Annotated in this window: 21 protein-coding genes; 11 read left to right on the top strand and 10 right to left on the bottom strand. The window is 47.0% G+C overall.

Annotation, left to right across the window (positions count from 1 at the left end):
• Together Q0135_RS05745 and Q0135_RS05740 are read right to left on the bottom strand one after the other, a co-directional pair.
• On the bottom strand, nucleotides 1–314 hold a 314-nt coding region (locus Q0135_RS05745; protein WP_297989083.1), incomplete at its 3' end, for a hypothetical protein.
• Nucleotides 315–852: 538 nt separating this feature from the next.
• Nucleotides 853–1,116 (bottom strand): hypothetical protein, encoded by a 264-nt coding sequence (locus Q0135_RS05740; RefSeq protein WP_297989081.1) that lies wholly within the window; start codon nucleotides 1,114–1,116, stop codon nucleotides 853–855.
• A gap of 185 nt (nucleotides 1,117–1,301) precedes the next feature.
• Between Q0135_RS05740 and Q0135_RS05735 the strand changes: the two genes are divergently transcribed.
• Complete coding sequence (locus Q0135_RS05735) at nucleotides 1,302–1,460, top strand: hypothetical protein (protein WP_297989079.1); 159 nt, start codon at nucleotides 1,302–1,304, stop codon at nucleotides 1,458–1,460.
• A gap of 41 nt (nucleotides 1,461–1,501) precedes the next feature.
• On the opposite strand, the gene Q0135_RS05730 is transcribed toward Q0135_RS05735, so the two are convergent.
• Together Q0135_RS05730 and Q0135_RS05725 are read right to left on the bottom strand one after the other, a co-directional pair.
• Entirely contained in the window at nucleotides 1,502–2,554 is a 1,053-nt protein-coding gene (locus Q0135_RS05730) for a HAMP domain-containing sensor histidine kinase (RefSeq protein WP_297989077.1), read from the bottom strand.
• A complete protein-coding gene (locus Q0135_RS05725) occupies nucleotides 2,551–3,231 on the bottom strand; it encodes a response regulator transcription factor (RefSeq protein WP_297989075.1) in 681 nt (226 codons plus the stop codon). Before Q0135_RS05725 ends, Q0135_RS05730 begins: the two co-directional genes overlap by 4 nt.
• 98 nt (nucleotides 3,232–3,329) lie before the next feature.
• Here Q0135_RS05725 and Q0135_RS05720 point away from each other — a divergent pair, with 98 nt between their 5' ends.
• The 6 genes from Q0135_RS05720 (at nucleotide 3,330) to Q0135_RS05695 (ending at nucleotide 7,970) form a co-directional block, all read left to right on the top strand.
• On the top strand, nucleotides 3,330–4,007 hold the full coding sequence (locus Q0135_RS05720) for a CsgG/HfaB family protein (protein ID WP_297989072.1): 678 nt from the start codon (nucleotides 3,330–3,332) through the stop codon (nucleotides 4,005–4,007).
• Nucleotides 4,008–4,016: 9 nt separating this feature from the next.
• Nucleotides 4,017–4,511, top strand: a complete 495-nt coding sequence (locus Q0135_RS05715; RefSeq protein WP_297989070.1) for a DUF4810 domain-containing protein — start codon at nucleotides 4,017–4,019, stop codon at nucleotides 4,509–4,511.
• On the top strand, nucleotides 4,508–5,188 hold the full coding sequence (locus Q0135_RS05710) for a DUF799 domain-containing protein (protein WP_297989068.1): 681 nt from the start codon (nucleotides 4,508–4,510) through the stop codon (nucleotides 5,186–5,188). Before Q0135_RS05715 ends, Q0135_RS05710 begins: the two co-directional genes overlap by 4 nt.
• 17 nt (nucleotides 5,189–5,205) lie before the next feature.
• On the top strand, nucleotides 5,206–5,664 hold the full coding sequence (locus Q0135_RS05705) for a DIP1984 family protein (RefSeq protein ID WP_297989066.1): 459 nt from the start codon (nucleotides 5,206–5,208) through the stop codon (nucleotides 5,662–5,664).
• Between the two features lie 387 nt (nucleotides 5,665–6,051).
• Nucleotides 6,052–6,738, top strand: coding sequence for a tyrosine-protein phosphatase (locus Q0135_RS05700; RefSeq protein ID WP_297989063.1), 687 nt, complete (start codon nucleotides 6,052–6,054; stop codon nucleotides 6,736–6,738).
• Between the two features lie 548 nt (nucleotides 6,739–7,286).
• Nucleotides 7,287–7,970: an SMI1/KNR4 family protein gene (locus Q0135_RS05695; RefSeq protein ID WP_297989061.1), complete on the top strand. Its 684-nt coding sequence runs from the start codon at nucleotides 7,287–7,289 to the stop codon at nucleotides 7,968–7,970.
• Between the two features lie 1,492 nt (nucleotides 7,971–9,462).
• Here Q0135_RS05695 and Q0135_RS05690 read toward each other — a convergent pair.
• The 6 genes from Q0135_RS05690 to Q0135_RS05665 form a co-directional block, all read right to left on the bottom strand.
• Nucleotides 9,463–9,990: an NAD(P)H-dependent oxidoreductase gene (locus Q0135_RS05690; protein ID WP_297989058.1), complete on the bottom strand. Its 528-nt coding sequence runs from the start codon at nucleotides 9,988–9,990 to the stop codon at nucleotides 9,463–9,465.
• A gap of 282 nt (nucleotides 9,991–10,272) precedes the next feature.
• Nucleotides 10,273–11,616, bottom strand: a complete 1,344-nt coding sequence (locus Q0135_RS05685) for an anaerobic C4-dicarboxylate transporter (protein WP_005870691.1) — start codon at nucleotides 11,614–11,616, stop codon at nucleotides 10,273–10,275.
• Between the two features lie 285 nt (nucleotides 11,617–11,901).
• On the bottom strand, nucleotides 11,902–13,308 hold the full coding sequence (locus Q0135_RS05680; RefSeq protein ID WP_297989054.1) for an aspartate ammonia-lyase: 1,407 nt from the start codon (nucleotides 13,306–13,308) through the stop codon (nucleotides 11,902–11,904).
• Nucleotides 13,309–13,623: 315 nt separating this feature from the next.
• Entirely contained in the window at nucleotides 13,624–14,223 is a 600-nt protein-coding gene (locus tag Q0135_RS05675; protein ID WP_297989051.1) for a DedA family protein, read from the bottom strand.
• 234 nt (nucleotides 14,224–14,457) lie between these two features.
• Nucleotides 14,458–15,282, bottom strand: a complete 825-nt coding sequence (locus tag Q0135_RS05670; protein WP_005870679.1) for a peptidyl-prolyl cis-trans isomerase — start codon at nucleotides 15,280–15,282, stop codon at nucleotides 14,458–14,460.
• A gap of 114 nt (nucleotides 15,283–15,396) precedes the next feature.
• Entirely contained in the window at nucleotides 15,397–16,173 is a 777-nt protein-coding gene (locus Q0135_RS05665) for a MetQ/NlpA family ABC transporter substrate-binding protein (RefSeq protein ID WP_297989049.1), read from the bottom strand.
• Between the two features lie 233 nt (nucleotides 16,174–16,406).
• Between Q0135_RS05665 and Q0135_RS05660 the strand changes: the two genes are divergently transcribed.
• From Q0135_RS05660 to Q0135_RS05645, 4 genes are read left to right on the top strand one after another with little or no spacing between them, the layout of a single operon-like run.
• Entirely contained in the window at nucleotides 16,407–19,217 is a 2,811-nt protein-coding gene (locus Q0135_RS05660) for a valine--tRNA ligase (RefSeq protein WP_297989046.1), read from the top strand.
• A 40-nt stretch (nucleotides 19,218–19,257) separates the two neighbouring features.
• Nucleotides 19,258–19,404 carry a hypothetical protein gene (locus tag Q0135_RS05655; RefSeq protein WP_297880516.1) on the top strand — a complete coding sequence of 49 codons (147 nt, stop codon included), beginning with the start codon at nucleotides 19,258–19,260 and terminating at the stop codon, nucleotides 19,402–19,404.
• Nucleotides 19,405–19,462: 58 nt separating this feature from the next.
• Complete coding sequence (locus Q0135_RS05650; protein ID WP_297989043.1) at nucleotides 19,463–20,449, top strand: diaminopimelate dehydrogenase; 987 nt, start codon at nucleotides 19,463–19,465, stop codon at nucleotides 20,447–20,449.
• 43 nt (nucleotides 20,450–20,492) lie between these two features.
• The gene (locus tag Q0135_RS05645; protein WP_297989040.1) at nucleotides 20,493–21,482 is read left to right on the top strand and encodes a methionine ABC transporter ATP-binding protein; all 990 of its coding nucleotides are present in this window, start codon (nucleotides 20,493–20,495) and stop codon (nucleotides 21,480–21,482) included.
• The last annotated feature ends 264 nt before the right edge of the window (nucleotides 21,483–21,746 follow it).

Below are 21,746 nucleotides of genomic sequence, written 5' to 3'. Positions count from 1 at the left end.
CCCAGCGCGCAGGATGCTAAGATTATCGCGAGCAGAATTTTACGTAAAATTTTAAGTGATTGGACTTTGGATGTTGCGTAGATGACGTGCGCACAAAGTATTATAAAAAAGGCGCCTGCGACAAAATCGAAAAATATGTAATAAGCAAATTCTCCAAATATCCCCAAATCATAGCTGCTTTCTAAAATTTTTTGATCTATGATATATAGCGTGCCGAATTTCGCCGCTAAAAACGCAGCCGTAAGCAGGATCGGATGCAGCAGCGCCCTGCCTGCAAGCAGGTCTGCGCAAATGTGCCTCAGGAAATTTATCAATCTTTTTACGCTAGGCTCCTTTGAGATTTCGCCGCTTGCGGCATCTTTCGTAAAATTTTCGTCGTCTTGGTTAAGTTTAAATTTGATCTTAGATCGAGATAAATTTTAGCTTGAGAGCTTTTAAAAATCGCTTAGCGGCAAAGGCATAAATTCGCGCGTTTGGAGCGGGTCGCGTATTTTGACGCCGTTCAAATCATTTTCCTATCGCAAGCTGTTTTGCGAGCGGGCACATATTGCAAAAGGCGCGGACGAAATAGGGCATCAACTAGCTTGTCCATCCGCTCGTAGCATTCAAAATTTTATCAATCTTTATAGTTTGCGGCGGTAGGTTTGCACGCAGCGAGGTTTGTGTGCGGCCGGCTAGCCTGCAGCATGGTTTACGCAGCATGGTTTACGCAGCATGGTTTACGCAGCAGGCGGCGGGTGGATTAAATTTTGATTTATCGTTAGCGAGGGTGCGCCCCTTTTCGCAGCGGATGCGAAGTAGGGCGCAAATTTTATAAATTTTCGACGGATCGCCGAGTTCAAAGCGTAAAAATTACGCGCCTAAAACTACAGCCGACAAAAGCCCCCATAAAATGGCCTCTATCGCTAGCACCGAGTGAAGTATGGCCTTACTCATCGCTTCTCCTTTGTTTTTAATTTCATTATTTGCTCGGCTCGGGCCGCTAGGGGCGTACCCGATCGATCTATGAGCGGGATTATATAAGATGATTGTGTTCTTAATGTGTCTTTTGAAATTTAGGATAAAATTTCTCCGTTCGTTGCAAAGCACGAGCGAGCGGCGGCAGATTTCAGGCAAAATTCGGCCGTCTGCGTTAAGGCGCGGCAAATTTAAGCGAGCCTGCCGCCCGCCGTAATGTGCGGTAAAGTCGTAAAGAGCGGCAAAGTCGTAGCACGCGGTAAATTTAAAGCAGATTTCCGACCTCGTCGCGGCGCACGAGGCGTCCGCTGCAAATCGATATAAAATTTAAAGTAGAATTTTATGTGAATGCGGCGCGCGACACGCCCGCACTTTTTTACGTCGTCAAAGCTTGCATCATCAAAGATTGCATCGGCCAGGATTGTGCCGTCAGGGCCCGTATCGTCAAAGCTTGCATCGGCGTGGCTTGCGCCTGTGGGGCGAAATTTTACGGCGAGTTATGAATTGCAAGACGCAGATCATCCGCACCGTCTTGATCTGAAATTTAAAGCGGAATTTTAACGCGCGCCTCGGTTCCGACGCCGGGTTCGCTTTCGTATTCGATCTGGCCGCCTAAAAGATCAAGCGCCGTGCGTACGATGCTAAGTCCAAGCCCGCTGCCGAGCTCCTTATGCGATTCCTCGCACTGATAAAATCGGTCAAAAATTTTATCCAGCTTCTCGCGCGAGATGCCGATGCCTTCGTCTTTGATGCTCACCTGCGCAAAGCCATCGCAAGCGCGGCAACAAACGAAAATTTTACCGCTCGGCTGCGAGTATTTAAGCGCGTTTTCGATCAAATTTCGCCAAATTTGATTTAGCAGTCCCGCGTTTGATCGCACGCTAAGCGGCGATAAATTTAGCTCAAACTCGTGCCCTTCGTAGCTTTGGCTCAGCGATATGATGCATTGCCTAAGCTGCTCGTCGATACGTACCGTCTCATCTAGGTGCACCGCCGCGCCGCTATCAAGTCTCGTTAGCTTTAGCATATCGGTGCAGAGCTTGCTTAGGCGGTTTGCTTCCGCGCCGATGGAGGCTGCGTATCGCACGGCGCGCTCCTCGCTCACGCCGCCCTCTATCATCTCGCTTAACGCGGCGATCGAAGAGATCGGCGTTTTCATCTCGTGCGAGACGTTTGAGACGAACTCCTTTTGCAGCTGCTCGTGCTTTTGCAGCTTCTGCGCCATTTTATTGACGTTTACTACGAGCTCGTCCAGTTCGTGCATATAGACGTAATCAGTGCGGTGTCCGTGTAGCTTGCGCTCGGCACGCGCCTTAAAATCGCCGTTTGCGATCGCGGTGATCGCGCCTAGTAGCCGCTTGATCGGGCGAAATAAAATTTTAAGTCCGAAGTAAAGCAGGGTAAAATTTAGCGCCATCGTGATTAGACAGATGATCGCGCACAGCGCCACTCCGTCCCAAAAGCCGCCGATCTTGCCGCCGATACCGATGTAAAAAAGCATGCAAACCGCAAAGCAGACGATGAAATTTATCACGCCGAATGCGAACGAAGAGTAAAACGCGATGAAGCTTTTAAGGCCGATGAGGTATTTTTTCATGCTCGCTCCTTTTTTACGGCTTTGTAGCCGAGCCCACGCACGGTGATTATCTCAAAATCCTTGGAGTTTTCAAATTTCGCCCGTAGCTTTTTGATGTGCGTATCGACGACGCGCTCGTCGCTGTCCGTTTCGTAACCCCAAATTTCGCTCATTATCTCAAATCTCGTAAAAATTCTGTCCGCATAGCTTAGCAGCAAAAACAAAAGACGAAATTCCTTCGGCGCTAGGCTTATCCGCTCGCCCTCGGTGCGGATGCTAAGCGTATCGTAGTCAAGCTCGCTTCCGCCGATGAGAAGTCGCTTTTCGTTTGCGATCTTCGCGCGCCGCAGTAGCGCATGCACGCGCAGCACGAGCTCTTTTAAATTTATCGGCTTGCTCATATAATCGTCCGCGCCGCTTTTAAAGCCCGTCTGCATATCCTCGATCTCGCTTTTTGCCGTTATAATCAGTATCGGCTGGCTCTTGCCGTCGCGCCTAACGTATCTGCTAAGCTCAAAGCCGTCCATCTTAGGCATCATCACGTCCGAGATGATCAGATCGAAGTGCGCCTCGTCTAACGCCTCTGTCGCCTGCTTGCCGTCGAAGGCGCAGCTCACGCTAAAACCCTCATCAAGCAGCTTTTCTCTTATCGCCGAGCTCAAAGCCTCGTCGTCTTCGACCAGTAAAATATTAAGCATAATCGCTCCCGTTTTGCTAAATTTATGCGCTTAAATTTATACATAAAATTTTAAGAAACAATGAGATATTATACGTAAATTTTTTCAAGGAGTAAAGAATGAATTTCAAAAAAACCATATCGGCTGCCGTTATTGCAGCTTCGGTTCTGGCGCTATTTAGCGGATGCGCGAAAGAGAGTTCTCGCGTAGTGCAAACCCCTACGGTAGCGAGTCTAAATACCAACTACTCGGGCGAGCGGATCGCCGTGTCGGTAGGACGTTTTAACAACCAATCCTCTTACAACAACGGGGTGTTCTCCGACGGGGAGGACAGACTGGGCAACCAAGCGCAGACAATTTTGATCTCAAGCTTACAACAAACAGGACGTTTCTCAGTGCTTGATCGCACGAATATGCGCGCCATTAAAGAGGAAAGCGCAATCTCTAAAAGCGCACAAAGCTTAAAAGGTGCCAGATATGTTATCACCGGCGACGTGACTGAGTTTGGCCGCAAGACGACCGGAGATCATCAGCTGTTTGGAATTTTGGGTAAAGGAAAGACCCAAACCGCGTATTCTAAAGTAAATTTAAACATCGTTGATGTTAGAACGTCCGAGGTGGTCTTTTCGACTCAGGGCGCGGGCGAGTATGAGCTATCAAACCGCGAAGTGTTAGGTTTCGGCGGCACTGCGGGCTATGATTCGACGCTAAACGGCAAGGTGCTAAGCCTAGCGATCATCGAAGCGGTCAATAATCTCGTAAACGGCCTTGAAAACGGCGCGTTTAAAGTGAGATAAGGATTAAATTTGAAAGCAGGTAGCGCTCTTGCGCTTGCCGCTGCTGCCGTGATCTTTTGCGGCTGCGGCGGCGGGACGCGGAATCAAATTTATTACTGGGACGGCAGCTACACGGACTCGACCTATCAGTATCTAAAGCAGGAAGGCGACGTGGGCGAACAGATCGAAGCGCTTGAAAAATCTATCCAAAAGGCATACGAAAAGGGGCTTAAAGTCCCGCCGGGGCTTTATTCGCATCTGGGGCTTTTGTATCTAAGCGCGGGCAACAGCGCGAGGGCGAGGGAGAGCTTTGAAAAAGAAGCTCAGGCCTTCCCTGAATCAAAGCCGTTTTTGACCTTCGTTACAAACCCAGCCGCGCTTAAAAAGGCTGAGGCTGCGACCAAGTCGGGCGCTGATAAAGTCCAAGGATCAAGCGGACGCGAAGCCGCCAAAGCAGCCTCTGCGAAGCAAGGCAAAGCTGCCGCGAAACAGGGCGGCAAAACGAATAAAAAGGCTAAAAAATGAAAAATAAAGCTCAAATAGCGATTTTTAGCGTATTCGTGGCGCTGTTTTTTAGCGCGTGCGCTCTAAGTGAGCCTGAAATTTACGACTACTCGGCGCTTCAGCAGGCTAAGCCGCGATCGATTTTGGTGCTGATGCCGACAAACGAGACTACCGAAGTGGATGCGGGTCCCGCCGTGCTTGCCAACGCGATCTATCCGCTAAGTGAGGCGGGCTATTATGTATTTTCGCCTGCGCTCGTGCATGAGACCTTCAAAAATAACGGAATTTACGAGGCGAGCGAGATCCAAAACGTCTCCGCGCACAAGCTAAGACAGATTTTCGGCGCAGACGCCGTGCTATACATGGATGTCGTCAAATACGGCACTTCGTATATGCTACTAAATAGTGCGACCGTCGTGGCGGTCAATGCCAAGCTCGTGGATCTGCGAAGCGGCGCGACGCTTTGGGAGGGCTCGGCGCAGGTAAGCGACGACTCGAGCAGAGGCAGTAGCGATCTTGTAGGCATGCTGATCTCCGCGGTTATCAAACAGATCGGCGATACCGTCTCCGATGCGGGATACAAGCTCTCTGCGAGCGCAGATGCGATGCTTCTAGCTCAGAACTGCAAAAAATGCTTGCTCTACGGTCCGTATTCACCGCACTACGGCCAAGATAGGCAGCTTGGCGGCGGCAAATAAATTTAAAAAGGACGAAAATGAAACTAGCCGAGGCGCTGATACTGCGCGCAGATATACAAAAACGCATCGAGCAGCTAAAATCAAGGCTCGCGGACAACGCGAAGGTGCAAGAGGGCGAGAATCCTAGCGAAGAACCAAAGGCGCTGCTAGCCGAGCTAGACGTGCTTACAGGCGAGCTTGAGCGGCTAATCGTTCGGATAAATTTAACCAACTGCACCGCAAAAGCAGACGGCAAGAGCCTAACCGAGCTAATCGCTAAGCGCGACATACTCACGCTAAAAGCGGGCGCGCTGCGTGCATTCGCGCAAGCTGCCGCGCAAAAGGTGGACGTTTATTCGCGTAGCGAGATTAAAATTTTAAGCACGGTCGACGTCGCGGCGCTGCAAAAGCAGGTGGACGAGCTAGCAAAGCAGATCAGGCAGCTTGATACGACGCTGCAAGGCGCGAACTGGCAGACCGATCTGATCGAAAGCTAAAACCGTTAAATTTAAAATTTCGGGTAAGTATCGCAAGAGGCGAGTACGAAACTCACCTGCGAAGCAGGTTTATGGCAGCGCTCGCGGAAACGGGCGCACCCCTTTTACGATTTATTTTCAGTAAATTTACAGGGGCAATGTAACTACGCAATGTAACTACCGCGTACTGATCTAGCGATACCGAGGGCGGGAATGGGGAAATTTTAAACGAAATTTTGATTTTAACGACGCGATTTGCGGGATTGCGGTAAAATCTAGCGGCGATTTGGACGGGCTTGATGCTCAAATTTTGCGTTAAATTAAGGCGCGCTTGCTATTTTGCATTTGACCCGTCTGGCGTCAAATTTTACAAAAATCATAAATTTAGCCAAATTTAAAGGATGAAATTTGAAATTTAAAACCCTTGCGCTAACGGCCGCATTTTGCTTTGCGACCGGCGTAAATGCGGAGCTTGCGACAGAAGCGAATTCCATAAATTTTAGAAAAACGAGCGGCGCGGAACAAAATCTCGCGGACGCAAAAGACGTCAAATTTAAAGACGCGCATTTTAAAGATACAGATACCGCGGCGCACGGCGCAAGCCCAAACTCATCTCAAAAAGCAACTCTCATTGACGAAGCGAAAAATTTCTACCGCGTGGACGAGCGGCTGTTTCGCAGCGCGCAGCTTGACGGGAGCGATGCCGCGAAACTGCATGAGCTTGGCATCAAAAGCATCGTAAATCTGCGCCATTTCAGCAGAGGCGGCGACAGAAGGGCGTTTGGGGATCAATTTTGGCTCTCGAACAAGCCGCTTCAAAGCTGGGAGATAAGGCCCGCGCAGATAGCGGACGTCTTGCGCACCATTCGCGAGCGCCAAAAGGAGGGCGCCGTGCTCGTGCACTGCTATCACGGAGCCGATCGCACGGGGCTTGTGGTGGCGATGTACCGCGTGATCTATCAGGGCTGGAGCCTGGACGCCGCGCGCAGCGAGATGATAGACGGCGGATACGGCTTTCACTCCATGTGGCAGGATATCGCGGACTTTTTGACGCCGCAAAACGAAGCGCTCGTAAGAGCCGAGCTTGGAATTTAGACGAAATTTCGCCCGTCCGTCAAACGGCGGCAAAATTTGTAAATTTAATAATGACAAAGTGCCGTTTATAACGAAATTTTAGAATACGAGCTACGTATATTTTCTAGGGCGAGGCTCGAGATACACCAAAATGGGAGGGCAAAAAACGAGCTGCAAAGACGCGCGGAATTTGAGCAAAAATTTGAGGCGTGCAAACAAAAGGCGCGGGAAATTTTAAATTTATAGATATCGATAAAATTTCACTCTTTGCGGCAAGTTAAATTTAAAACCGCAAATTTCTGCAAAAACAAAGAGGCCTTAAAATAATAAAATTTAAGTTGTAAAATTTTACGCATTTTTCTACTTAAAATTATCATACTCTTTTTTCAAATATGCGCTCATATCGCTCCGGTGTGCGTACCACAACCAAAATCAGCTAAATTTTAAAAGCCTGATTTGCGCTTGCGGCGACGGGGCGCGTAAAACGCCGCAAATATCAGACAAAATATCTGTAAATTTAGCCGAAACGCAGTAAAATTCGAGCGGCAAATTTAGCAAAAGGAGCGATCGTGGAAAATTTATTACTAGCGCAGTTGCGCGAGGCGCTACCGCAGGACATGCGCGTGCCAAGCGAACTTGAGACGCTTTATGCGTGGATCGAAGCAAACGGCTTTTATGACGACGCTGGCGGGCGCAGACGCGGCTATCTCTACCCGCAGGATCGGCTGAAGCAGAGCTGGAGCGACGATGAGCGCGAGGGCGGCACGGACATCGTCTTTTTCACGGATGAGCCGAAAAATCGCGACGAGGAGCTAAGGTATTGGTTTTACGGCGAGGATCGTGAGCTTGCCGCGGAGATCAAGCAGAGGCTTTGCGTGTTCGCAGGCAGCGGCTCGGAGGGCTCGATGTGCGCGCTGTGGCTGGATGATGCGGGCGAGACGAAGATCGTACATATGGGCTCCGGCTCGGGCTCGACCATGACCTGCGTTTTGGCTCGCAGCGGGCTTGATTTTTTGCGATTGCTTGCGATCGGATACGATGAAATCTGCTGGGATGAGGATTTTGGCGCTCCGCCAAACAGCAAGGATGACGATTTTATCGTGCATCCAAACGTGAAATTTCAGCAGTGGGTAACACAGACGTTTAAAACGACGATCCCGCAGACTGCGCTTGAGCTCGTCACTCCCGCGCATCTAGACGACGAGAACCCGAGCGATGAGTTTTTGATCTGGGTAAATCGCGTCGCGGAATAAAATTTAAAGCGGCTTTTGCGCCGTTTAATGAAGTATTGCGGGGTTTGCTTTTGCTGGAAACCTTGAAATTTAAGCTTTTACTGGCTAATTTAAAAAGCGCAAATTTAATGGATATCTTTTTATTAAAATTTGGCGGCGGTATCCATATAGAAAAGCATTAATCATCTATTACTATTTCTGCTGTTCTTAAAATTTTTAATAAATCCACTCGATAGAATTTAACTCTTTGCAGTGTGGCAGCGAAATTTCGCAGTTATCTGAAATGCGGGTGCGATGTAAGTTGCCGCGTCTTTAGGAATTTAAATGGAATTTAGCTAAGTTCCTTGTGGATAAGCTGATGATATACCAAACACATGGAGGTTCTGTCAGTTTATTAGTAAAGAACTGATTGAGACTAAATTCTAAAGCAGAAAAAACAAGGCTAAAAGCTTTTCAGTAGTTTTGGCGATAGGTTGTCTTTAAGTGTCGCATCAGAGAAAATTGTGACTGCAGCGACGTTAGGCAACGCGCAGAGCGAAAAAATGGCGCGAGCATCTGTATCGGCGTAGCGCTTTTAGGCTTCGTACGAAAGATCGTATCCAAACGATCTCTATTGTCAAATATCTGCATAAATTACGACGGATTTTTATCGAGGGCATGGGGGCGAGCTACAAGGTATATCCAGCGAATACGTCTTTGCAGCTAGCTGCGCGCAGGCATTTAAAAGACGGAAAGTAAAAGCGAACAGGTTGAAATCTGAAAGTATTAATAACTGCGCAATAGGTAAATTGCGCTCAGTGGCGAAGTGAGCGCAAACTTTTTGGCAGCTTTGAGCTGTTTGCACGCGCGTAGGGTGGCAGGCGCTACTTTACTTTAAATCTCTTTTTGGATCTTGGGTTTGCGCGCGCAGAGCAGCAAGCACTAAGCAGCTCGGCGCGGAGGTATCGTATTTTGCACCGCTTTCGCAGTAACTCTCCTTGATACCTGCCAGCTGACGCACTTTCTAGCAAGATGAGTGATTGTTGTTTTAGCATTGATGAGGATGAGCTTGGCAGGCTCATACAGCGTATACAAGCCCGGTAGCGTATAGTGAACGCGCGACTTTACGCGTTTAATTAATTTAATGGAGAGTTTGAAGTAGTGCTGTGGCGGATATGCATAGTTTTTTAGCGCCTTGTGGAAATTTAAGACGAATGTTATTGCGAGCGGGTGCAAATTTTTAGGTAAAATTTTATGCTCATTGATTTTTATATGGCTGCACTAAAGCATGCTCTATACGGAAAAATTTCGTATAAATTTTTAACGTAAACTTTGCCCATTTAGGGGGAGAGGAGAAGGGAATAAAATTTTACGATCAAAAGGGTGGGGGATTATTCAGCAGGCTGCGTGTGCAACGCAAAAATAGCGATGCAGGAAGCGTATCGAGTAGTGCGGATGAAACGAGACGATCTTCATCCGCCACTTTTTAAAATAAAATTTCGCGACTAAAAAAGCGATTTCGCCTTTGTAAATTTTAAAATTTTGCTAAAAATTCTTTGTATTTTTCTGCACTTTTTGCGATATATTCGCTATCTGGATGAAATGAAAATCCATAGCCAAAGTGGCACGGCAGGAGTTTAGCACCCGTAAAATTCATCGCGCATTTAAAAGGCGTGATAACTTCCTCTATGTCAAATCCGATCGTGCCGTCTTTTTTATAGTTGTTTCGCTCGTCGCCGATAGTGATCGCTAGGGCGAATTCTTTACCTTTTAGCTTGTCGCCGGTGCTGCCGTAAGCCCAGCCGTAGGCAAATACATCGTCGAACCATCGCTTTAAAAGCGGCGGATAGCTGTACCAATAAAGTGGAAACTGAATGATAATTTTATCGTGGCTCAAAAGTAACTCCTGCTCGCGCGCTACGTTTATTTTGCCGTTCGGATAAGCAGCGTAAATTTCGTGAATATCAAATTTATCCGCTTGCTTTTTGGCTACCTCGCGCCACGCCTTGTTTGCGTGCGAGCTTGCCATATCGGGATGAGCGATGATGATGAGATTTTTCATATTTTATCCTTGTTTTAAATTTCTTACATTATATGTTTTTTGGCTGAAATTTTGATTTATCATCTAGCATAATATGGATATGAAATTTCAAATGAAATTTTACTCCCACTCAAACTTTACTAGCAGGCTTGTAGTTTTTGCATGCGATTAGAAGTTAAATTTATAAGCAAATACGGCAGGCCCCAAAATCGATAGAATTTTATCTATTAAATTGTATTAAAAATTTTAAATGGTATGAAAAATGCGCCGAAAAATTCGGCGCAAATGAAAGGAATACTAATCTTAGATTAGCGCAGGAGCTACTAAAAATCCTAGAGCGACCGAAAGCGCAACCATAATGGTTCCCGGAAGGAAGAACGAGTGGTTAAATACAAATTTACCGACTCTAGTCGTTCCGGTATCGTCCATGGCGATCGCGCCGAGCGTCGTAGGATAAGTAGGGAGCACGAACAAGCCCGAAACGGCTGCAAACGATGCGACCAAGATCCAAATTTGACCTGAATTTTCAGGGCTGGTCATTCCAAGCGCGGCGGCGACGGCAGGCATCATAACCTTTGTGGTCGCAGCCTGCGAGTATAGCAAGCAGCTTAGGAAGTATAGCGCGACGGCTAGTACGAAAGGATACTGCGTAACGACATTTTTAGCTACCTCTTTGATGCTGTCGATGTGACCGTTAACGAAAGTAGTACCGAGCCACGCGATACCGATGACGCAGATGCACGCATTCATACCGCTTTGGAAGGTGCTGGTAGAGAGCAGCTTGCCCGTATCGATCTTGCACAAAACAGCGATAAGAAAGCCGATAGTTAGCATAAAGCTGATGATCGCGCTATCTCTTGAAAGAATCGGTTTTTCTACCAAGCCGACGCTCTTTGAGATCGCAAGCGCATAGCAAACAACGATCAAAACGCCGATAGCAAATATCGCAACCGATCTTTTCGCGTAAGGCTTCGGCTCTTTATACTCCTCGGCTTTGATCTCGGCTACAAGACCTTTTGAAAGTCTCTCTTTGTAAACAGGGTCTTTTGAAAGATCAAGATCGTAGAATTTATTTACAATGAAAGCCGTGATGATCATAGCTACGAAGGTAGTAGAGATGCAGATAAACAAGAGTTTAGGATAGCTAACGCCTAGCTTCTCGCACAGACCGCTCATAGCGACGAACGCCGCCGAAATAGGGCTCGCAGTGATCGCTACTTGAGACGAAACGACCGAGAGCGCAAGAGGAGCGGAAGGCTTGATGTTCTGTGTCTTTGCGACCTCGACGATAACCGGGATCATAGAAAACGCAGTATGTCCGGTGCCCGCAAGTATCGTAAGTAGATAGGTAACGATAGGCGCTAGGAAGTTGATCTGCTTAGGATTTTTCCTTAAAATTTTAGATGCTACCTGAACCAAATAATCAAGTCCACCTGCGACTTGCAGCGCCGTAATCGCGGAGATTACCGATGCGATAATTAGGATAACGTCAATCGGGATATCCTTCATATCAACCTTCATGCCCAAAATGGCTAGGACGACAACGCCCAAGCCGCCTGCATAACCGACGCCCATGCCGCCTAGCTTAACGCCTAGGTAGATGCCGCCGAGCAACACGATAAATTGCAATATCACCATAAAGTCCATTGCAAAACTCCTTATAAAGTAATTTTTTTAACGGCGCGCAGAATTCTAAAGATTTCAGCAGGTAAAATCCGAATTATCTTTATAATTCAGTGGTCGGAATTCTATGCGGAATTTTATCCTAAAATTTCGCAAGTGGAATTTTACTCCACGGAAGCTAAATCTAACTTGATGAAATTCTGCATCTACGGAATTCTGCACGATCAATTTTATCTATTAGAATTCTACTTTGCGGAATTTTGCCTATTAAATTAACCGACGAAATTCCGCGCCGCACCTAGTTTGAAACTATTTTTTGCTCATATGTGGGTTGAGCATAGATTTAGGCTCTAGGATCTTATCGATCTCCTCTTTTTTCAAATATCCGCGCTCTAGGCAGATTTCGCCGACGGATTTTCCGGTCTGAAGTGCCTCTTTGGCGATACTTGCGGATTTCTCGTAGCCAATGTAAGGATTAAACGCCGTAACGATACCGACGGAATTTAACACCGATTTTAGGCAAGCTTCAGGGTTTGCTTTTAGATGTTTGATAGCTTTTTCAGCTAGTGTATTCATCGCATTTTCCAAAAGCACGATCGAGTTAAATAGCGCATATGCGATGCCAGGCTCAAACGCATTAAGCTCAAATTCTCCGCGCTCGGAGCAAAGCATAATCGTAACGTCATTGCCGATAACCTCATAGCAAGCCTCGCCTACAACCTCAGCGATGACTGGATTTACTTTGCCCGGCATGATGGAGCTGCCCGGTTGCATCTTAGGAAGCTCTATTTCGCCTAGACCGCATCTAGGACCGGAGTTCATAAGACGTAGGTCGTTTGCGATTTTACTTAGGCGGACGGCTGCTGTTTTTAACGCGCCGCTAACGTGAACGAAATCGGCAGTATCTTGTGTAGCGGCGATGAAATCCTCTGCGGCTTTAAATTTAACGCCGGTGATCTCGCCCAGTTTTTTCTCGACTACGTTTTTGTAATCAGGGTGGCAGTTGATGCCCGTACCAATCGCCGTAGCGCCCATATTTAGGTAAGTCATCGACTCTCTAGCAGCTTTGATAAGTGCGATATCGGTTTTGATGTAGGTAGCAAAAGCGTTGAAAGTGTTTCCAAGAGTAGTAGGAACGGCGTCCTCAAGCTCTGTCCTTCCCATTTTGATGACATCTTTGTATTCTTTGGCTTTAACTTCAAGCTCTTTTTTCAAATTTTCCATAGCTTTTAGTAGATCGGTTAGCTTGGCGTAAGCGGCGACTTTGATCGAGCTAGGATAGGTATCGTTAGTGCTTTGACCCAAATTTGTGTGATCGTTTGGATGGAGGTATTGGTATTCGCCCTTTTTGTGTCCCATGCTCTCCAAAGCTATGTTAGTAATGACTTCGTTGGTATTCATATTCGTCGAAGTTCCGGCGCCGCCTTGGATCATATCGACTACGAATTGATCTCTGAACTCTCCTGCGATGAGCCTGTCGCAAGCTTTTGCAATCACGTCGGCTTTTTGTGCGTCTAGGACTCCGACCTCTTTATTGGCTAATGCAGCTGCTTTTTTGATTTGCGCAAATGCTTTGATAAAAAATGGATAGTCTTTGAGCGCTCGTCCGCTTAGGTGGAAGTTCTCTAGTGCCCTAAATGTTTGCACACCGTAGTAAAAATCGTCGGAAATTTCTAATTCACCGATGAAATCGTGTTCTTTTCTGGTCTTTGCCATAATAAGTCCTTTCGTTGAAATTGTTAATGGAATTTTAAAGCTTTTAGTATTAAAAGCAGCTTAAAACGTAACGAAAAATTAAAATTTAGAAATTAGTATGATTATTTAAGGCTTTAAATAGAATTTTACTTAAAAAATATTTTGGAATTCGCTACTAAGGCATAATTACACTTTAACAGAAATATCGTATCGCACGCAGATTATGAAAGTGAAATTATAAAAATTCTTGTTTAGCTTAAATTATAATTTGAAAAATTTGAACTTAAAGGCGATAAAATGGAATTTTTCATTGTATTTGTATTTACTGGCGTGAAACTATTTTTTGCGTTTTATAAAATAAACATATAGGAGTGAGATTATAATGACGATGGCAAACATAGCGATCGTAATTAGATGCAGATCTTGCTTGATTAGCTCCTCGTTTTCGCCGATGAAATATCCTAAGCTCATCAGTATTAATGTCCAAATCGCAGCTCCAAGCCCGGTAAATAGCACGAAGCGCGCGACATTCATCTTTGCAAGCCCCGCAGGAAGGCTGATGTATTGACGGATGCCAGGGATTAGGCGGCAGTTAAACGTTGAAATTTCGCCATGGCGGTTAAAAAACGCTTCGAATTTTGCAAATTTCTCCTCGGTGATGCCTACGTATTTGCCGTATTTAGCGATAATCTTACGTCCAAAAAAGTAGCATAGATAGTAATTAAACAGCGCGCCCGTAATACTGCCGCCAAGCCCACAAACAAATGCTAGAGCAAAGCTCATCTGCGATTTTGAGGCCAGATAGCCTGCAGGGATCATCACGACTTCACTTGGGAAAGGAAAGAAGCTGCTTTCTAAAAACATCATCACAAAAATGCCAAGGTATCCCCAACCTGCGACAAATTCTACGATAAAATTTACGATATTAGAAAGCATTTGAATTCCTTGATTTAATGTGTAAAAACCGGCTGTACTTAAAATTCCGCAAAATTTAACATCGGCAGAGCGAATAAATTTAGAATTTAACAATCCGACGATATAAGAGTGATCTTAAAATTTCACAAAATTTAGCGTATATAAAACAAAGGCGCGGGCTAAAATTTATCCCTGCAAGTTGCGCCGCAGCGAACTTGCATATAAATTTAATAGCCTCGCGCCTTAAAATTAAAACTATTTTGCGTATTCGATGTTTAATTTGCCGAATAGCTCGTTAGCCTTATCATCGATTTTTTTGTTTACTTTGCTTGGAAGTAATTGGTTTTTAATGAGATCTTTTACCTTTTCAAACGGCATAGTCTCAGCCTTTTTACTGCTTTCTTTGTAGATTACATGATATCCGAATTGTGTCTTTACCGGCGTTTTGCTCATCTCACCATCTTTTAGTGCAAACGCTGCTTTTTCAAACTCCGGCACCATCATCCCTTTGCCAAAAGAGCCCAAATCGCCACCGTTTTCTTTCGCACTTGGATCGATTGAAATTTCTTTAGCTAGCTTATTAAATTCCTCTTTTAAATTCTCTTTTTTGACTTTTGATAGCTTCGCAATCGCGTTTTTAGCAGCCTTTTCGTCTGCTACTAAGATATGGCTTGCAGTAACGGAATCTGGTTGCATGAAATTTTGTTTATTTTCATCATAAATTTTTTTAGCTTCCTCGTCGCTGACGCTTACGTCTTTAGCTTGCTCGCGTTGCCATAGATTAAATGCGATGCCATCTTTAGCAAGCTCTAGCTGATGTTTATATTCGTCGCTGTTTTCAATGCCTGATTTTTTCGCCTCTGCGATTAGAAGTTTGTATTTGATTAGATCGTCGATTAGTTTTTTCTTCTCATCGGCGGTTGGTTCCTGTCCGCCGTGCTGCATGCCTTGAGCTAAAAACGGTGCGACATCCTCATCCGTAATAGTGATATTTGCGTCTTTTGCAGTAGCCAAAACGCCTGCATTAAGCGAAGATATAGCCATAGCGGCAACAAAGCTGAAAGATAAAATTCTTTTCATTATTTTTCCTTTATTCGGTAAATTTCGCGCAATTATAAAAAAAGATAGTAAACAAAATAGCGAATGCTAGCAAATTCGGCGCGAATCCTGCGCCGAATTTTAAAAAGAGAGGAGTTAAAACGATGGAATGATTGCGCCTTTATATTGCGTCTCGATAAACTTTTTCACTTTCTCGCTTTGAATCGCTTTATCTAGCGCTTTGATTTTAGGGCTGTTTTCGTTGCCCTCCTTAACGCTAATGACGTTGGTGTAAGGATTGCCCTCCGCCTTTTCTAAAAACAGCGAATCTTTGATCGGATTTAAATTTGCGTTAAAGGCGAAATTTGAGTTGATAACCGCAATATCGACATCGCCTAAGGTGCGTGGAAGCGCGGCGCCTTCAAGCTCTAAAATTTCCAAATTTTTAGGGTTTTTCGTGATATCTAATGGCGTGCGAAGTTTAGCGTTTTGATCAACTTCGATGAGCCCCGCGGCTACGAGCAGATCAAGTGCGCGGCTTTCGTTGGTCGGATCGTTTGGCACGGCAACTTTGGCGCCATTTTTAAGATCTTTTAAATTTTTAATCTTATGGCTGTAGATGCCCATCGGCTCTAAATGCACGCCCACGGTCGCTTTTAACTTTGTGCCTTTATTAGCGTTAAATTCCTCCATATACGGCACATGTTGGAAAAATCCGGCATCTACGTCGCCGCTATCGGTAGCGAGGTTCGGGGTTACGTAGTCGTTGAAAACCTTGACCTCAAGATCGTAGCCTTGGGCTTTTAGATCAGGCTTAATCTGCTCTAAAATTTCGGCATGCGGTATCGGAGTAGCGGCGACTACGATTTTTTCGGCAAGAGCGAAGCTGACGACGCTGGCGCTAAGAAGCGAAGCGAGAAGAAATTTCTTCATATTTAATCCTTTTGGTTAAAATTTCTCGGTATTATAGCAGGTAGAATTTTTAATGTCAAGTGTTTTTATATGATTTTTTAAAATTTTATCTAAAATATTCTAAAATTCGATATTTATATATATATTTAAATACTACATTTTATTGTATAATGCAGAATTGGCACGCTTTAATGAGCGCTTTACATAAATTCCGCTAAAATCGCAAAATTTAAAATTTTAAAAAAAGGCTAAAGATGGCAGATTTTTACGACGCAAAAGCCGTAGAGGAGAGCTTTTATAAAATTTGGGAGCAGCGCGGTTACTTCGAGATCGACGGCAATAAAGATATCCAGCAAAAAGGCAAAAACTTTTGCATTATGATGCCCCCTCCAAACGTCACCGGAGTGCTTCATATCGGGCATTCGCTCACTTTTACCTTGCAAGATATCATGACGCGATACAAGCGAATGGACGGCTACCGCACGCTGTGGCAACCGGGATTAGACCACGCAGGCATTGCGACGCAAAACGTCGTCGAGCGCGAGCTTTTGGCGCAAGGGATCAAAAAAGAAACGATCGGGCGCGAAGAGTTTTTAAAGCACGTTTGGCGCTGGAAGGAGCAAAGCGGCGGGCAGATCGTAAAGCAGATGAAGCGCCTGGGCGTCACGCCCGCGTGGAGCAGACAGCGCTTCACGATGGACGAGGGGCTTAAAAACGCCGTGCGCAAAGCCTTCGTAAGCTTATACGACGCGGGGCTCATCGTGCGCGGAAACTACATGGTGAACTGGTGCACGCACGACGGCGCGCTAAGCGACGTGGAGGTCGAGCATAAGGAGAACAAAGGCAAACTTTATCATCTGCGTTATTACTTTGCGGACGGACAAAATTTATCAAATTTAAACGGATGCCGAGCGTCAAATTTAAGTGAGAATTCTGTTTCAAATTTAACTCAAAATGACGAGGCAAAGTATCGCGATGAAGATTTGCAGGTTGTGCAGAATTTTGCGAGTGCAGATAGAACAAATAGTTCATCAAGCGAGCAAAATTCAAACTCTTGCAAAGATTCGAGCGAGACGAGCCGCAACTACATAGTCGTGGCTACTACACGCCCTGAGACCTACTTCGGTGATACCGCCGTAATGGTAAATCCCGCGGACGAACGCTATAAAAATTTGATCGGCAAAAAAGTCGTGCTGCCGCTAATCAGTCGCGAGATAGAGATCATCGCCGACGAATACGTCGATATGAGCTTCGGAACGGGCGCCGTGAAGGTCACGCCTGCGCACGATACCAACGACTACGAGGTCGGCAAGCGCCACGAGCTGGAGTTTATCACCGTTTTTGACGAAAAAGGAATTTTAAACGAGCAGTGCGGTAAATTTCAAGGCCTAGAGCGGCTTGCCGCGCGCGATCAGATCGTAGCGGAGCTTGAGAGGCTGGGTTTTATCGAAAAAATAGAGGATTACGAAAATCAAGTCGGTTACTGCTACCGCTGCAAAAACGTCGTCGAGCCGTACATCTCGCAGCAGTGGTTCGTGCGCGCAGATATCGCAAAAGAAGCAATTGCCAAAGTAAATTCCGGCGAGGCGGAATTTTTCCCAAAGCACTGGATCAATAGCTTCAACGCCTGGATGCGCGAGCTGAAGGACTGGTGCATCAGCCGCCAACTGTGGTGGGGGCATAGAATTCCCGTGTTTTACTGCGACTGCGGCCATCAGTGGGCGGATGAGCGCGAGAGCCCCGATGCCTGCCCGAAATGCGGCGGCAAAAATTTTACCCAAGATCCCGACGTGCTCGATACATGGTTCTCAAGCGGTCTTTGGCCGATCAGCACGCTTGGCTGGGGTAACGGCGAGGTATTAAAAAACGAGAAATGGTTTGAGGAGGATTTGAGCGAATTTTATCCAAATACCATGCTAATTACCGGCTTTGACATTTTGTTTTTCTGGGTCGCGCGTATGATGTTTCAGTGCCAAAACGCCATGGGAGAGCTGCCGTTTCGCGACATCTATCTGCATGCCTTAGTTAAGGACAAAGACGGCAAAAAGATGAGCAAATCGAGCAAAAACGTAGTCGATCCGCTGCTAAAAATCGATGAATTTAGCGCCGATATTTTGCGCTTTACGCTTACGATTTTGTGCGTGCAGGGGCGCGATCTGCGCCTTAGCGACGATAAGCTTTTGATATATCGAAATTTTACGAATAAGCTTTATAACGCGAGCAAATTTTTGCTTTTAAACGCCTCTAAATTTGACGATTTGGACGCGGCGCGGATCAAAACGAGCCTCGGCAAATATATGCTTTCGCGCTTTAACTGCTGCGTGGGCGCGGTGCGGGAAAATTTAGACGAATACCGCTTCAACGACGCTGCGACCGAGCTTTATAAGTTTTTTTGGGACGAGTTTTGCGACTGGGGCATCGAGCTTAGCAAGGCGGACAAGGCCGCGATAGGCGAGCTGGGGATGATTTTTAAAGAAGCGATGAAGCTGCTAAGCCCGTTTATGCCGTTTCTAAGCGAGTATCTGTATCAGGAGCTAAGCGGCACGAAGCTGCAAGACGCACGCTCCATCATGGTGATGCGATACCCACAGCCTGGTGAGCGCGACGAGCGGATCGAAGAGCTATTTTCGCTCGTTATCAAAGCGATCGTTAGCATCCGCCGCGCAAAGGCGACGATCGAGCTCGGCAATGCGCGCGTAGCCAAAGCCTACGTCAAATCCGCAGTCGATCTAAGCGCCGCCGCGGACTATATCAAAACGCTAGCAAAGGTAGATGAAGTGGAATTTACGCAGCAAAATATCGCAAATTCCGCCCGCGACGTGAGCGAGAATTTAGAAAGCTTCGTGCCGCTTGAGGGGGTCGATCTTAGCGGCGTGATTTCGCGTCTTAACGCGCAAAAGGCAAAGCTGCAAAAAGAGATCGAAAAGCTCTCTGCAATGCTTGGCAATGAAAAATTTATCTCCTCCGCGCCCGCTGACGTCGTCGCCGCAAACCGCGAAGGGCTGCAAAGCGCGCAGGAAAAATTCGCCAAAGTATGCGACGAGCTAAAGGCGTTTGGCGAGTAGCCCGCTCGTTTGAGTCTAAATTTAAATCAAGGAGAAAAATATGTCAAAAGGTAGTATCGGTGGATTTACGTTAGGCACGGTCATAGCCGTCGCACTATCGTGGGGAGTCAATAAAAGCATAATGTGGGCGATAATCCACGGATTTTTAAGTTGGTTATACGTGATTTATTATTTCCTACTGAGGTAAAATTTCATCGGCAGCGCGCCGTTTTACGCGCTAAATTTTAAAATTTGAAGGATAAAAAATGAGCGAAAAAATAAAAATAGCAGTTTTAGGATATGGAAATTTAGGTCGCGGCGTAGAGCTTGCCGTGCGAAATAGCAAGGATTTGCAGCTTTCGGCGGTGTTTTCTCGCCGCGAGCCGCACAGCGTGCAAACGTGCGGCGCGCCGGTATTTAGCGCGGATGAAATTTTATCGCACAAGGGCGAATTTGACGTTTTGGTGCTTTGCGGCGGTAGCGCGACGGATCTGCCGACGCAGACGCCCGAGTTTGCGCAGAGCTTTAACGTCGTAGATAGCTTCGATACGCACGCAAAAATACCTGAGCACTTCGCCGCGGTAGACGCCGCCGCCAAAGCGGGCGGAAAAGTTGGTATCATCGCCGTAGGCTGGGATCCGGGACTGTTTTCGCTAAGCCGCCTATTTGGCGAGAGCGTGCTAGAAAACGGCAGCAGCTACACATTTTGGGGTAAAGGCGTAAGCCAAGGCCACTCAGACGCCATCCGCAGGATCGAGGGCGTCGTGGATGCACGCCAATACACCGTGCCGATAGAAAGCGCCTTGAAGCGAGTCCGCGCAGGCGAAACCCCGAGACTTAGCACGCGTGAAAAACACCTGCGCGAGTGCTACGTCGTGGCCGAAGACGGCGCCGATAAAGCGCGCATCGAAAAAGAGATAAAAACGATGCCCAATTACTTTGCCGACTACGATACGAGCGTGCATTTCGTAAGTCTTGCGACGCTTAAAAAAGAGCACGGCGGCATCCCTCACGGAGGATTCGTCTTGCGAAGCGGAGCGACGGGCGAGCGCGGAGAAAATAAACACTTGATCGAGTTTTCGCTAAAGCTTGACTCAAATCCCGAATTTACCGCAAGCGTGCTCGTAGCCTACGCCCGCGCGGCGTATCGCTTGGCGCAAAGAGGCGAGCGCGGCGCGTTTAGCGTATTTGACATCGCCCCGGCGCTTCTTTCGCCAAAGAGTGCTGATGAGCTAAGGCGCGAAATTTTATAAATTTCTGGGGCGTTTCGGCGGAATTATGAACGAGGAATTTTGAGTGATAAAGATAGAAAATTTAAAGAAATTTTACGGCAAGACCTGCGTGATCGACGATGTGAGCCTGGAGGTGAAACAGGGCGAAATTTTTGCTATCGTCGGCCGCAGCGGCGCGGGTAAAAGCACTCTGCTGCGCTGCATAAACGGCCTTGAGGATTATCAAGAAGGAAGCCTCAAGGTAGAAGGCAGGGAGGTAAGAGAGCTAAGCGCCGCGCAGATCCGTGAGCTGCGCAAAAATATCGGTATGATTTTTCAGCACTTCGCGCTTATGAGCCGCCGCACCGTCGCGCAAAACGTCGCCACGCCGTTAGCATTTTGGGGCCATCCCGAGGATCACACGAAGCGCCGCGTCGCCGAGCTTTTGGAGCTCGTAGGGCTTGCGGATAAAGCAAACGCCTATCCCAGCGAGCTTAGCGGCGGACAGAAGCAGCGCGTGGCGATCGCGCGCGCGCTTGCATTAAGCCCTAAAATTTTGCTTTCCGATGAGGCAACTTCGGCGCTTGATCCTAACACCACCGCTCAAATTTTATCGCTTCTGCGCCGCATCAATCGCGAGCTAGGCATCACGATCGTGCTCGTTACGCACGAGATGGAGGTCGTAAAGGGCATCGCGCAGCGAGCGATCCTACTTAAGGGCGGGCGCGTGAGCAACTCGGGCGATATCGTCTCGCTGTTTTTGCACCCGGATGAGAATATGAAGGAGTTTTTGGGCGAGGAGGAGGTGCTGCCCGCAAGCGGCGTGAATATCAGGCTCTTTTTCCCGCCTGCAGTCGCATTTGACAGCGTGATCACGCATATGGCGCGCGCTTTGGAGATAAATTTTAACATCGTCTGGGGCAAGCTCGAGCGGCTTGATAAAAACGTCGTCGGAAGCCTCGTCATCAACGTAGAGCCCGCACACGTCGCGCGCGTGGAGGAGTTTATCAAAAACGCGGGCGTAATCTACGAGATCGTATCGCAGGATGAGATCAAAAGCTGCGCCGCGATCTAGGTGCGATTTCGCGCCCTGTGCGCTTGCGCCGCACTAAATTTAAGGGCTTATGCGGCATAGCGAATTTAAAAGCTCGCGCGAGGTCGCGAACTCAAAGGCTGGCTCGGCGTTTTTGATTTGACGTGCGCGTCGTGGCATTAGTCGTGGCATTATAAATTTAATTAATTTCGCCGGCGGTTTAAATTTCTATTTTGCCGCGGTAAAATAAGCTCGGCAATGCGCTGTTGGTGCGCGCTCTGGCTAGCTTTGATTCGCGTTTAGAAT

Origin of the sequence: uncultured Campylobacter sp. (assembly GCF_937981295.1) — a bacterium.
GTDB lineage: Bacteria > Campylobacterota > Campylobacteria > Campylobacterales > Campylobacteraceae > Campylobacter_B.
This window is presented reverse-complemented; position numbering and strand designations above follow the sequence as displayed.

Excerpts from the sequence above, each read along its gene's own strand:
- Q0135_RS05730 (WP_297989077.1), bottom strand. The coding sequence starts at position 2,554 with ATGAAAAAATACCTCATCGGCCTTAAAAGCTTCATCGCGTTTTACTCT.
- Q0135_RS05725 (WP_297989075.1), bottom strand. The coding sequence starts at position 3,231 with ATGCTTAATATTTTACTGGTCGAAGACGACGAGGCTTTGAGCTCGGCG.
- Q0135_RS05720 (WP_297989072.1), top strand. The coding sequence starts at position 3,330 with ATGAATTTCAAAAAAACCATATCGGCTGCCGTTATTGCAGCTTCGGTT.
- Q0135_RS05710 (WP_297989068.1), top strand. The coding sequence starts at position 4,508 with ATGAAAAATAAAGCTCAAATAGCGATTTTTAGCGTATTCGTGGCGCTG.
- Q0135_RS05705 (WP_297989066.1), top strand. The coding sequence starts at position 5,206 with ATGAAACTAGCCGAGGCGCTGATACTGCGCGCAGATATACAAAAACGC.
- Q0135_RS05690 (WP_297989058.1), bottom strand. The coding sequence starts at position 9,990 with ATGAAAAATCTCATCATCATCGCTCATCCCGATATGGCAAGCTCGCAC.
- Q0135_RS05685 (WP_005870691.1), bottom strand. The coding sequence starts at position 11,616 with ATGGACTTTATGGTGATATTGCAATTTATCGTGTTGCTCGGCGGCATC.
- Q0135_RS05680 (WP_297989054.1), bottom strand. The coding sequence starts at position 13,308 with ATGGCAAAGACCAGAAAAGAACACGATTTCATCGGTGAATTAGAAATT.
- Q0135_RS05675 (WP_297989051.1), bottom strand. The coding sequence starts at position 14,223 with ATGCTTTCTAATATCGTAAATTTTATCGTAGAATTTGTCGCAGGTTGG.
- Q0135_RS05670 (WP_005870679.1), bottom strand. The coding sequence starts at position 15,282 with ATGAAAAGAATTTTATCTTTCAGCTTTGTTGCCGCTATGGCTATATCT.
- Q0135_RS05665 (WP_297989049.1), bottom strand. The coding sequence starts at position 16,173 with ATGAAGAAATTTCTTCTCGCTTCGCTTCTTAGCGCCAGCGTCGTCAGC.
- Q0135_RS05660 (WP_297989046.1), top strand. The coding sequence starts at position 16,407 with ATGGCAGATTTTTACGACGCAAAAGCCGTAGAGGAGAGCTTTTATAAA.
- Q0135_RS05655 (WP_297880516.1), top strand. The coding sequence starts at position 19,258 with ATGTCAAAAGGTAGTATCGGTGGATTTACGTTAGGCACGGTCATAGCC.
- Q0135_RS05650 (WP_297989043.1), top strand. The coding sequence starts at position 19,463 with ATGAGCGAAAAAATAAAAATAGCAGTTTTAGGATATGGAAATTTAGGT.